The sequence below is a fragment of the Bacillus sp. FSL K6-1338 genome (assembly GCF_038006965.1).
In the GTDB taxonomy this organism is placed as follows: Bacteria; Bacillota; Bacilli; order Bacillales; family Bacillaceae_G; genus Bacillus_A; species Bacillus_A thuringiensis_S.
In genome coordinates this window covers 5,011,226-5,023,802 of record NZ_JBBOWI010000001.1, presented here as the reverse complement: position 1 = coordinate 5,023,802, position 12,577 = coordinate 5,011,226, and the positions used below count along the sequence as shown (strand labels likewise).

The window sequence follows — 12,577 nt, the reverse complement described above, 5'->3', positions numbered from 1 at the left end:
ATATTTATTCAGAGTGATGGAAAGAAGAGGTCTATAATAATGAAAAAGAAAATCCTACTTTGGATATTAGGAATCATAGGAGTATTAGTTATAGGTGGAGGAGTTTACGCTTATAATGTATATTCTAAAGTCTCAAATACATTAAATGAAGTTCATAAACCTTTAGAGCGTGATAAAAATAATAAACAAGAAGCAAAAATTAATAAATCTGAACCAGTTTCAATTCTATTACTAGGTGCCGATGAGCGCGGTGAAGACAAAGGACGTTCAGATTCCTTAATGGTCATTACATTAAATCCTAAAAATAATTCAATGAAAACAGTAAGTATCCCACGTGATACTTATACTGAAATTGTTGGAAAAGGTAAAAGTGATAAAATCAACCATGCTTATGCATTTGGCGGTGTAGATATGTCTGTAGCGACAGTGGAAAAATTCTTAAATATTCCTATTAATTATTATATTGAAGTGAATATGGAAGGATTTAAAGATATTGTTGATGCAGTAGGCGGTGTAGATGTTAACAATGATTTGGAATTTTCACTTGATGGACATCATTTCCAGAAGGGGAATGTTCATCTAACAGGTGACCAGGCCCTAGCATTCACACGTATGCGTAAAGAAGACCCACGCGGTGACTTCGGACGTCAAATGCGTCAGCGCCAAGTGATGCAAGCTGTTATTAAGAAAGGCGCAACTTTCTCTTCTTTAACAAGTTATGGTGATGTATTAACAGCAATCCAAAAGAACGTGAAAACAAACTTAACGCAAGATCAAATGTTTGATATGCAAAAGAATTATAAAGATTGTCTGCAGAATAGTGAAGATATCCAAATCTCAGGTGACGGTCACATAGCAGCTGATGGTATTTGGTACTACTACGTTCCAGATGCTGCAAAACAAGATTTAACGAATAAGTTAAGAGCACATCTTGAAGTGACTAAGTAATATGTAATAACCCAACTCCTTTGGAAGGAGTTGGGTTTATTTTTGCTTGGATTTATATTAGTATTATATATTGTGAGATTAATAGATGAGGTGAATCGATGAATAAGAAAGCAGTACTTGTCCTTGTTATTTTTGTATTGTTTGTTGCTTCGGTTGTGAGTGGTAAACTGTACTGGAATAAGAAGATTGCGAATGCAACAGGACAAACACAAACGAGTGAAGTAACGAAAACAAAGGCTGAAGTGAAAGATAGCGGAGCAAAGAAAGAAGAGAAAAAACAAGATGCGAAGTCATCTTTTAATGAGGCATACGCGAAGAACTTGCCAGATGCAGTGAAAGAGAAGTTAAAGAAAGCTGCTGAGGATAAAAAGCCAGTGAATCTTGTTATTGTTGGTGATGAAGGTTCTTCATCTGAAAAAGGTGCTTGGGCAGCTAAGTTAACGTCTAATTTAGAAACTGCTTACGGTAAAGGTTTATGGAATGTGACTGTAAAGGAATATAAGGGTGAAAGTACAGAAGAGTTAATTGCGAATAAGCGTGATAAAGAGATTGCGAAAGAGAATCCAGATGTAATTTTATTTGAGCCACCATTTATTACTGATAACGGTAAAACTGGTAATGGGAACTCTGTTGTGAGTACACAGAAGTTTGTTCAAGCACTTTCTACTAGTGCAAAGGGTGCTACGATTATGATTCAACCATCAAATCCAGTGTATGGTGCGAAAAATTATCCGAAAGCGATTGAAGCGTTAAAACAATTTGCGGCGCAAAATAATTATACATATATTGATCATTGGGGAGCATGGCCTGATGCAACAACAAAGGCAATTTTACCATACTTACAAGAAGAGTTTGGTTTCCCGAGTGCGAAAGGATATGACGTTTGGGCGAAATATGTAACTGATTATTTCGTTGCTAAGTAAAAAGGAAGTTTCAAGAGGTAATCATTTCTGTTGTGATTGCCTCTTTTTTGTTAATAAGCTATAACAATGGAGGTATACTCATGACATACTTGTAACAGGTGGAGCAGGATATATTGGTAGTCATACATGTGTAGAATTACTAAATAGCAGTTACGAAATTATAGTAGTGGATAATCTTTCGAATAGCTCAGTAGAATCTATAAATCGAGTGAAAGAAATAACAGGAAAACAATTTAAGTTTTATAAAGAAGATGTTTTAAATCGCGAAGCGCTTGAAGCAATTTTTGAAGAAAATGCAATTGAAGCAGTTATTCACTTTGCAGGATTTAAAGCTGTAGGGGAGTCAGTAGCGATTCCATTAACATATTATCATAACAACATTACAAGCACGTTAGTGCTATGTGAAGTAATGCAGAAACATAATGTAAAGAAGATAATCTTTAGTTCATCTGCAACGGGGGTCCGTGATTACATTCATGTTGTAGACTTAGCAAGTGGTCACGTCAAGGCGCTTGAGAAAGTACTGAGTACAACAGGAGTAGATGCTTATAATTTAGGCACAGGTACGGGTTATAGTGTACTAGAGATGGTTGAAGCATTTGAAAAAGTTTCGGGCAAGAAAGTCCCTTATAAGATCACAGAGCGTCGCCCAGGTGATGGGGCAGTATGTTTTGCTGATGCATCGAAAGCAAAGCGTGAATTAGGCTGGGAGGCAACACGTGGATTAGAAGAAATGTGTGCAGATTCTTGGAAATGGCAATCAAATAATAAAAATGGCTATATGGATAATGAAACGTAAAAAATTTTGAGCTAAATGCTTATGGTTTAATCTATTAGAGTTAATGATTCTTAATTTACAAGGCTAGATATATAGAAAGTAGGGGCAAAATGAAATCAATCTTAATCTGCGGCGGAGCAGGCTATATCGGCTCTCACGCTGTGAAAAAATTAGTAGACGAAGGTTTATCGGTAGTAGTGGTAGATAACTTACAAACCGGTCATGAAGATGCAATTACGAAAGGTGCGAAGTTTTATAATGGTGACCTTCGTGATAAATCATTTTTAAGAGATGTTTTTAAAAAAGAAAATATTGAGGCGGTTATGCACTTTGCAGCTGATTCTTTAGTTGGAGTTAGTATGGAAAAGCCCCTTCAATATTATAATAACAATGTGTATGGTGCACTTTGTTTATTAGAGGTAATGGATGAGTTTAAGGTAGATAAGTTCATTTTCTCTTCTACTGCGGCAACGTATGGTGAGGTAGATGTGGATCTTATTACTGAGGAAACGATGACAAATCCTACGAATACGTATGGAGAGACGAAGTTAGCAATCGAGAAGATGCTTCATTGGTATAGCCAAGCTTCTAATTTACGTTATAAGATTTTCAGATACTTTAACGTGGCTGGTGCAACTCCAGGTGGTATTATTGGAGAGGATCATCGCCCAGAGACACATTTAATTCCTCTTGTGTTGCAAGTGGCTTTAGGTCAACGCGAGAAGATTATGATGTTTGGTGATGATTATAATACACCAGACGGTACTTGTATCCGTGATTATATTCATGTTGAAGATTTAGTAGCGGCTCATTTCTTAGGGCTTAAAGACTTGCAGAACGGCGGAGAGAGTGATTTCTATAACTTAGGAAATGGTAATGGTTTCAGTGTAAAAGAAATCGTTGATGCAGTTCGCGAAGTTACAAATCATGAAATTCCTGCTGAGGTAGCACCGCGCCGTGCGGGCGATCCAGCACGTTTAGTTGCTTCTTCTAAGAAAGCGAAAGAGAAGTTAGGATGGGATCCTAAGTATGTAAATGTGAAAATAATTATTGAGCATGCTTGGAATTGGCATCAAAAGCAACCGAATGGATATGCTAAATAAATATAATAAGTGAAAGAGAGGGTATCGTCGACAAAATATGTTCGACAATACCCTCTCTTTTTTTATAGGATTTTTGCTATACTAAACTGTACTATAATACATGATGGAAGGAGGAGAATAATGAAAATACTTGTGGTTGATGATGAATCAAGTATTCGTAATTTGATTCGGATGCAGTTGGAGATGGAAGGTTATGAAGTATTAGCAGCGGCTGATGGGAGAGAAGCTTTAGAGCGATGGAATGAAGGGCCGGATGTATTGATTTTGGATGTTATGCTTCCGGATACGGATGGGTATGAGTTGCTTCGTTTGTTCCGTGAGAGGGATAGGGATATTCCGGTGCTTATGTTAACGGCAAAGAGTCAGATGAATGATAAGTTGCTTGGCTTGCAGCTTGGTGCTGATGATTATGTGACGAAGCCGTTTAATTATGCGGAGCTTATTCTTCGGGTTAAGAATATGGCGCGGCGTGTAAAGAAGACGGAGACCGCTGTAAGTCATGAAGTAATTGAGGCTGGAGAGATAGTGATTTGTCCTAAGGAAAGAAAGGTACATGTGAGTGGACGAGAGATTCAGTTAACGTACCGAGAGTTTAATTTATGTCAGTTGTTTGTTTCAAATCCACAGCGTGTGTTTATGAGGGATGAGTTGCTTGAGAAAGTATGGGGATTTGAGTATATCGGAAATACGAGAGCAGTTGATATTATGGTGCAGAGACTTCGAAAGAAGCTTGGGACGAGCGGAGAATATATTAAGACAATTTATGGCGTTGGCTATAAACTGGATTGTTAAGTGGTGATGGTATGTCTTTAAAGCGAAATATGGTGTTCGGAATAGTTGGGCTGTTAATTCCGATTTTTGTTCTTTTATATGCAGTTGTTTATATTACGTTAGAAAAGAATATGTATCATAACGCAGCAGGTTCTTTAGAAAAGTTAAGTGTAGAAGCACAAATTTATACGATGAATTATTTAGAGAAGGAAGCAGAAGTGGATACGCTTGGTCCTAATTCACTTTTAATTGCGTCGTATTTAGCGAAGCGTATGGATGTCCGTGTGCAGATGATCGGGAAGAATGGCGATGTTGTTGCAGATACACAAAAAGGAGCATTGATTCACCGTAACATCGACATTGAGAGTTCCTTGAAGGGAAAAAAGTCTTATGTTTTTGAGGAGGCGGATCCAGCTCCTATTCTTTTGTTTTCAAGCCCAGTATATTATGGAAACGATGTCATTGGAAGTATTCGTTTTATAAATGAGCTAACGGGTGAGAAGGAAGTTTTAACAAATGTGAGCTGGACGTTCTTAATGACGTCTCTTTGTTTAGTAGCTACCGGTATTTTCTTTGCGATTCGTTTGGCGAAGTCTCTTCATAAACCAATTGATCAGTTGAGACAAATGGCACAGAGGCTCGCGAATGGTGATTATAAGAGTAAGATTGAGTTAAATGAGTACGTGGAAATTGCTCAGCTTTCCGCATCTTTTAACGCGATGGCTGATGGAATTGAACTGCATATTAAGCAATTGCAGGAGGAGAAAGAGAAGCAGAAAGATTTCCTAGACCGCATTACGCATGAGCTAAAAACACCGCTAACGGCAATTATCGGTTATGTTGATTTAATTCCGAAGTTACAATCGAAAGAAGATGTACAGGAAAGTCTTCGTTATGTATCTGTGGAAAGTGAGCGTTTATTATCACTTGTAGAGGAACTGCTTAAGTCTTCGAGATATGGGAAGAGTACGTTTGAAGTGTCTCCTACAGTTGTGAATATAAAGGAATTGGCAGAAGAAGCAGTTTCAATTGTGAAGCCTCGCCTAAATCAATTTGAAATTGAAGTGATAAATGAGTTAACGGATGTACATGTTGTTGCGGATTTTGATAAGACGAAGCAAATTTTCTTAAATGTGCTTGATAATGCAATTAAGTATAGTGATGCTTCGCACATTCGTATGAATGTAATTGTAAATGAGCATGAGGCGAAGGTTTTTGTTCATGATGATGGGATCGGTATAGATGAAGTGGTGCTTGCAGAGTGGAATGAGTCTCCAAAAGGAAAAGCACTTCCTTCTAGTTACGGGAATGGTTATGGTTTGTATATTTGTCAGGAGATTATGAATAAGCAGGGCGGAAGCATGCGGATTGAGAGTAGTGAAGAAATAGGTACTACAATATTCATTACATTTTTGCTTCCGAGAAGGATGGAAGACATAAAAAACTTGAAAGCGGTTAAATGATACATTTATGAAACAATTATGCGGTATTTTCGAAACAACGTTTTTTTATCTTGGAGGTAGGCAGAAATGAAAAGGCTATCATTTCAAATTCTTATGTTTGTCATTTGTATGATTGTTTCTCTTGTTTTGTTTTATGTAATGGAGAAGCAAATCTATAATCGAATTAACATTGTAAATGATAAACAAGCCGTTTTACAAAGGGTGAATGAATCTCTTCCAATTGAAGTGAAAGTAAGACATGAAAAGTGGGGAGAAATTGTTGTAACGGATGAAGTTCGTTTGCATACGATTGTTTCATTCTTTGACCGAATTCGAATAGAGCCAGGTGACGTTAAGAGCAAAGAACAAGTATTTACTGGAGAAGTAACGTACTTGAATGGACATAAGCGTACTTTTGCAGTAGGTGACTTGTTCCAGTATGGGGAAAATGTATACGGAAAGAATGGCATGGATCCGATGATTTCAGCACTTCAAACGTATTTATTAAGCCTGTATTACACACCAGAGCGTATTAGTGATTTCTTTGCTTCAGCAAAGGATGTCGTAGTACGTCAAGGTGATGTGGTACGTACTATCAATCTTACGCACATACTTGATTCTATTCGGTACGCAAAGCAAATTACAGATTACGGAGAAATTCAGAAGTTATTACAATCACAGAATGAACCGATTGCTTATATTACAGCTTATAAAACAGGTAAGCGTGTAAAGAATGATCGTGAAGATATTCTTACGATTTCTGTGTATCCATCGTACTTTGTTGTGCAATATCTCGGTGATAATAACGGAAATGTCATGTATATGAAAGGCTCTCTAGCAGAGTTATTCGTAAAGGAGAATGCGTCATGAGAAAGATAGCCTTTTTCTTTTTTTTGCTAGTAATTGGAGGAGCGATGTCTAGTTGCTCTCGAGATACAACCTCTATTAAATATAGTAAAAATGGTCTCCCTATTTTGGATGATCGTCATATTGTTGCGTATGTAGCGGCTCGTGAGGAAGTTGGTGAAGCGTTACTTTCATCATTTTGTAAACCGCGCGGATGTACGTATGAATTTATTCGTCTTTCAACAGAAGAACTTCTTCGTAGAGTGGAAGAAGAAGCTGGAAATCCGAAGGCGGATATTATTATTGGCGGTACAGTAGATGCGCATCAAATGATGAAGCAAAAAAATCTTTCTATTCCTGTGATAAGCCAACATGCAAATCGTATTTCAAAAACTGTTAAAGATAAAGATGGTTATTGGTACGGTTATGAAGTGGAGAAGCTGGCAATTGCGATTAATAAAGAGCGGTGGAACGAGGAAATAGCGCCGCTCGGTCTCTCGTATCCGTTAAGATGGAAAGATTTATTAAATCCAGTATATAAGGGAAAGATTGTCATGCCCGATCCGAATGTTTCAGGTACAGCATATACGTTTTTCCAGTCACTTATTGATACGTTAGGTGAAGAGGAAGCGAGGGAATATGTGAAGAATCTGGCAGAACAAGTTGGAGAAGTAACAGTGAATGGTTACATCCCAGCAGAACTTGTTGCGAGCGGTGAATATATGATAGGCATCAACTTTATGGGAGATCAGAGAATGCTTCAAAAACAAGGCTTTCCTATTTTAAGTAACGAACCTGAGCAAACAGGGTTATCCGTTAATGCGATTTCTAAACTAAAACGTGCACCGAGTGGTATTATTGCGGATTTATTTATTGATTATTGTTTATCAGAAGAAGCGGGTCACATTTTAGAAAAAGTGTCGTTTGGCGTACCAACGATGTTTGCGAAGAATGAGAAAGAAATAGAAGGACAGCCGGTTAGAAGGACGAACCAAAATATATCAAATAGCGGGATAATCGAGATATGGAATAGACAGCGTCTCTCTCTGAAGTGAGAAAAGGAGACGAAAATATATGTTTAAATGGCTCAAGCCAGCACCTGCAATTGAAAGATTGCCAGCGGATATGATCGACCGTGTATATCGATTACTACGTATTCGTGTGTTAATCGGGATTTCAGTTGGATATGCTGCTTATTATTTAGTTCGTAGTAACTTTACGTTATCAAGTACGTACTTAGTACAAGAATATGGTTTTAGTACAGCTGAAATTGGTCTACTAGGTTCAGTAATGGCAATTGTTTATGGATTTAGTAAGTTCTTTATGGGGAATTTATCAGATAAAGCTTTCGCCCAGCGCTTTATCGCAGTCGGTTTATTCTTATCAGGGCTTGTAAATATTTGTTTTGGCTTTGCATCATCATTTGGGATGATTGTTACATTACTTGTTGTTAACGGTATTGTACAAGGTATGGGAGCACCACCTTGTAGTATTGTTATGACGAAATGGTTCTCAAAGAAAGAACGTGGTACGAAAACAGGTCTTTGGAATATTTCACATAACGTTGGTGGAATGCTTGTGCCACCACTTGTCGGAATTGGTGTAGGTATTTTTGGTGAAAACCATTGGCAAGGCGGCGTGTTTATTTTCCCTGCAATTATCGCAATGGTAATTTCAGTTCTTGTTTGGATTAATGCGAAGGATACACCAGAATCTGAAGGTCTTCCTCCAATTGATGAGTATCGTAATGACTATGAAAATCTTGAAAAAGCAGATAATGCTAACAAGATGTCACCAAAAGAAATTTTAATGAAGTATGTAGTGAAAAATAAATTTGTATGGTTCTTATGTATTGCGAATGCTTTTGTTTATTTAATTCGTTTCGGTGTTATTAACTGGGTTCCGCTTTATTTAACGACAGTTAAAGGATTTTCAAAAGCAGAAGCGCATGCGGCATATGCAATCTTTGAAGGTATGGCAATTCCAAGTTCATTAATCGTTGGTTTTTTAAGTGATAAATTATTTAAAGGAAAACGTATGCCATTATGTATTATTAGTATGGTTGGGGTTGTTATTGGTACGTTTATATATTGGCAAGCAACTAGCGTACTTGTTGTAAGTATTGCAGTTTCTATTATCGGTTGTTTAATTTATGTACCACAGTTCTTAATCGGTTTAAGTGCGATGGAATTAGTACCGAAATTTGCAGTAGGTACGACAGTTGGTATGTGTGGTTTATTCGGTTATGTAGGCGGAAGTCTTGTAGCTAACGCAGCAATTGGTGTTATTGTTGATCGTTCTGGCTGGGATGGTTGTTTCATCTTACTATTAACAGGAGCGGTTTTATCAACAATCTTCTTATTTATTGTTCAACGTGGACATGAGAGAAAAGATCCTAAAGTAGCGTAATGTTTTGTTTGAAAAGCTATCCAATTATTATTTTGGATGGCTTTTTCTATATAATATAATCTTTCCTTAAATCTATCTTAAAAGATATAATGTCATATTTCTAATCATTGGAATTTTTGTTACAATATAAATGGATGTGTAAAACTTTGTAAAAATAATGTAATAATATGTAATCTATTTTCAGAAAGTTTTATACAATTTTTATATTAAACTATTAAGTTATAAAAGGGAGCGAGAATATGTTACCAAATACGGTTCGTACTCCAAACAAGAAGAAGAAATGGATTATTATTGGGGTTATTGCACTAATTGTTATTGTAGCAGCAATTAATATTTTTGTTATGCAAGGGAAGAAGAAGGGTGCATCAACAAATGCTGATGCTGTAAGTTTTGAGAAAGTGACAGAGCGTAAGCTGAATAATACAAAGTTAATTTCTGGTCAGGTGAAGCCTGGTAATATTGAAAGCTTCTATGCAGATCCAGCCAAAGGGAAAGTGAAAGATATTGAGGTAAAAGAAGGGCAAGAGGTAGAGAAAGGTACGAAGTTATTCTCTTATGATAATGAAGAGATTAATCTTCAAATGAAGCAAGCTGAGCTTGATCAGAAGATGGCGGATATGCGTTATGATCAAGGGAAAAAGAAGATTGATTCGCTCAAGAAAGAAATTAAGAAGGCGAAAGATAGCGGAGCTGGGAAAGAAGTAACAGATCCGATGGACGAGCAAGTAAACGAATTAGAGATTGCTCAAAAGACAACTGATCTTGAGAAAGAAAAAGGGAAGTTGCAGAAAGAAGAGTTAAGTAAGAAGCAGAAAGAGCTTACGATTTATAGTAATTTCGCTGGTGTTGTTCAAAAGTTAGATAAAGATGCGGCGCAAAGTTCATCTCAAGCGTTAGGTGGTCAAGGAAAATCGTTTTTACAAGTAGCTTCTAAAGATCCATTCCAAGTTCAAGGTACGTTAACTGAGCTTCAGAAGTCACAAATTCAAAAGGATCAAACATTCACTGTAACTGCAAAAGCAAATAGCAAGAAGAAGTGGACAGGTAAGATTACAGAGGTAAGTGAGTTCCCAACGAGCGCAGAGATGGCGCAAGCTGGCGGCGTGGGTGAAGCAACTCAAAATATGTCTCAGTATACATATAAAGCAAGTCTTGATAGTCAAGATGGTTTATCTCCAGGTTACCACGTTTCTCTGCAAGTAAACTTAGAGAATAAGACGATGATTGCTGTTCCAAGTAAAAGCATTGTAGAAAAAGGCGATGATGCATTTGTTTATGTTGAGGAAAAAGGGAAGCTTCGTAAACAAAATGTGAAAAAAGGTTCTACTGATGGAGACTGGACAGAGGTTGTAGAAGGCGTAACAGTGGGGCAAAAGGTGGTTAAAAATCCTTCCGACGATGTGTATGACGGAATGGAAGTGAAAGAGAAATGATTACGTTAAATAATATTGCTAAAACATATTATCAAGGAAAATTGGCGGTGCCGATTTTACATGGTATTAGTTTAACGATTCAGAGCGGTGAGTTCGTTTCGATTATGGGACCGTCTGGTTCTGGTAAGTCAACGCTTATGAATATTATTGGTTGCTTAGATCGTCCAACAGAAGGCGAATATAAGCTGAATGACGTGAATATCTTAACAGCAGACGAGTCAAAGCTTGCTTTAATTCGTAATGAATATATTGGGTTTGTATTTCAGCACTTTAATTTACTGCCTCGTCTTTCCGCGGTGGAAAATGTTGAGCTTCCGCTCGTATATGGTGGTGTGAAGAAAGCGGAGCGTCGTAAGCGCGCTTTGGAGGCGTTAGGTAAAGTTGGATTGGCAGATCGCGTGCATCATTTACCGAATGAGTTATCAGGTGGACAGAAGCAGCGTGTAGCGATTGCAAGAGCGATTGCAAATAATCCAACGTTCATTATGGCCGATGAACCGACTGGTGCACTTGATACGAAGTCTGGTGAACAAGTTATGGATATTTTCACGAAGCTTAATGCAGAAGGCACGACGATTGTTATGGTTACGCATGAAGAGGAAGTAGCAGCGTATTCTTCCCGCCGCATTGTACTGCGGGACGGGAAAGTTACAGAAGATAGAAGGTGTGCGGTATGAGTTTACTAGATAGTATAAAAATTGCCCTCTCTTCTATTTTAGCTCATAAATTGCGTTCAGCTCTTACGATGCTCGGTATTATTATCGGGGTAGGTTCAATTATTACTGTCGTTGCGATTGGGCAAGGCGGGGAAGCGATGCTGAAGTCGAAATTCGCAGGTTCTGGTGGTAATAACCTTATGCCAATTCAATTTAAACCAGATATTAATGATGAGTTTGCTATAGGTGGATTTGAAATGCCGAAGTTAACGGAAGAGGATATTTTGGAAGTAAAACAAGTGAAAGATGTTTCACATGTTATTACGACAAACCAGAATTCAGAGGTGCTTGATGTAAATGATAAAAAAGCAAATCTGAATGTTATTGGTCTTGATAATGAATATTTTGCGGTTAATAAAGTAAAGGTCGTAAAGGGACGTACTTTAAATGAATCAGATATTTCTCATGCAAATAACGTCGTGATGATTAGTACAAAAACAGAAGAGACGTTATTTAAGGGCGTAAATCCAGTAGGACAAATTATTGAGATGAAAGGACAACCGATGCAAATTGTCGGTGTGTATACATCTGATAATGAATTTATGGGATTTGAAATGGAAGAAGCGTTAATCCCTCTTACGTTATGGCCTGTTTTATACGGAACAGATGAAATTCAAAGTATCGCAATTCAAGCTAAAAATGTAGACGATTTAGAAGCAGCAGGGAAACAAGCTGTTGATGTATTAAATAGTCGTAAGCCAAGTGAAATTCCGGGTAAATATGAACTGGTTAATTTAAAAGAATTCCAAGAAAATGTTTCTAAAGTTACTAACATTATGACGATGATCATCGGTGGTATCGCTGGTATTTCATTAGTCGTTGGTGGTATTGGTGTTATGAACATCATGCTCGTATCTGTAACAGAGCGTACGCGCGAAATTGGGATACGTAAAGCACTTGGAGCAACGCGTAGTAAAATTTTATTACAGTTTTTAATTGAAGCCGTTATGTTAACACTTCTAGGTGGTTTAATCGGAATTGGTCTTGGGTATGGCGGAGCATATATCGTTTCCACATTCGCAAAATGGCCACCGCTTGTTTCGTGGGAAGTTGTTGTTGGAGGCGTACTGTTCTCGATGACACTCGGTATTATTTTCGGATTAATTCCAGCAAATAAAGCTGCGAAATTAGATCCAATTGAAGCATTGCGTTATGAGTAATTAATAGTGTAGTAGAACTACACATTACCGTTCTAGTGGGCGGTTCGT

General features: G+C 37.5%; 12 protein-coding genes. All 12 read left to right on the top strand.

Annotated features, from left to right (window positions below):
• Positions 1–39 precede the first annotated feature (39 nt).
• The 12 genes from tagU (at position 40) to NZ044_RS25845 (ending at position 12,529) form a co-directional block, all read left to right on the top strand.
• Positions 40–948, top strand: a complete 909-nt coding sequence (gene tagU / locus NZ044_RS25900) for a polyisoprenyl-teichoic acid--peptidoglycan teichoic acid transferase TagU (RefSeq protein ID WP_079246194.1) — start codon at positions 40–42, stop codon at positions 946–948.
• A gap of 98 nt (positions 949–1,046) precedes the next feature.
• Positions 1,047–1,871, top strand: coding sequence for an SGNH/GDSL hydrolase family protein (locus tag NZ044_RS25895; RefSeq protein ID WP_097891796.1), 825 nt, complete (start codon positions 1,047–1,049; stop codon positions 1,869–1,871).
• An 85-nt stretch (positions 1,872–1,956) separates the two neighbouring features.
• Positions 1,957–2,670 carry an NAD-dependent epimerase/dehydratase family protein gene (locus NZ044_RS25890; protein ID WP_118961591.1) on the top strand — a complete coding sequence of 238 codons (714 nt, stop codon included), beginning with the start codon at positions 1,957–1,959 and terminating at the stop codon, positions 2,668–2,670.
• An 89-nt stretch (positions 2,671–2,759) separates the two neighbouring features.
• Positions 2,760–3,752 (top strand): UDP-glucose 4-epimerase GalE, encoded by a 993-nt coding sequence (galE, locus tag NZ044_RS25885; RefSeq protein WP_118961590.1) that lies wholly within the window; start codon positions 2,760–2,762, stop codon positions 3,750–3,752.
• A 120-nt stretch (positions 3,753–3,872) separates the two neighbouring features.
• Positions 3,873–4,544: a response regulator transcription factor gene (locus NZ044_RS25880; protein WP_097891552.1), complete on the top strand. Its 672-nt coding sequence runs from the start codon at positions 3,873–3,875 to the stop codon at positions 4,542–4,544.
• An 11-nt stretch (positions 4,545–4,555) separates the two neighbouring features.
• Positions 4,556–5,986: a HAMP domain-containing sensor histidine kinase gene (locus NZ044_RS25875; protein ID WP_097891554.1), complete on the top strand. Its 1,431-nt coding sequence runs from the start codon at positions 4,556–4,558 to the stop codon at positions 5,984–5,986.
• A 66-nt stretch (positions 5,987–6,052) separates the two neighbouring features.
• Positions 6,053–6,835: a DUF3919 family protein gene (locus tag NZ044_RS25870; RefSeq protein ID WP_043935852.1), complete on the top strand. Its 783-nt coding sequence runs from the start codon at positions 6,053–6,055 to the stop codon at positions 6,833–6,835.
• Positions 6,832–7,866 carry an ABC transporter substrate-binding protein gene (locus tag NZ044_RS25865; RefSeq protein ID WP_097891557.1) on the top strand — a complete coding sequence of 345 codons (1,035 nt, stop codon included), beginning with the start codon at positions 6,832–6,834 and terminating at the stop codon, positions 7,864–7,866. Before NZ044_RS25870 ends, NZ044_RS25865 begins: the two co-directional genes overlap by 4 nt.
• Positions 7,867–7,885: 19 nt before the next feature.
• Positions 7,886–9,220: an MFS transporter gene (locus NZ044_RS25860; RefSeq protein WP_000477603.1), complete on the top strand. Its 1,335-nt coding sequence runs from the start codon at positions 7,886–7,888 to the stop codon at positions 9,218–9,220.
• 239 nt (positions 9,221–9,459) lie between these two features.
• Entirely contained in the window at positions 9,460–10,653 is a 1,194-nt protein-coding gene (locus NZ044_RS25855) for an efflux RND transporter periplasmic adaptor subunit (protein ID WP_000937311.1), read from the top strand.
• The gene (locus NZ044_RS25850; RefSeq protein WP_000631619.1) at positions 10,650–11,330 is read left to right on the top strand and encodes an ABC transporter ATP-binding protein; all 681 of its coding nucleotides are present in this window, start codon (positions 10,650–10,652) and stop codon (positions 11,328–11,330) included. The genes NZ044_RS25855 and NZ044_RS25850 overlap by 4 nt, the downstream gene beginning before the upstream one ends.
• Positions 11,327–12,529 carry an ABC transporter permease gene (locus NZ044_RS25845; RefSeq protein ID WP_000054362.1) on the top strand — a complete coding sequence of 401 codons (1,203 nt, stop codon included), beginning with the start codon at positions 11,327–11,329 and terminating at the stop codon, positions 12,527–12,529. Before NZ044_RS25850 ends, NZ044_RS25845 begins: the two co-directional genes overlap by 4 nt.
• Positions 12,530–12,577: the final 48 nt, after the last annotated feature.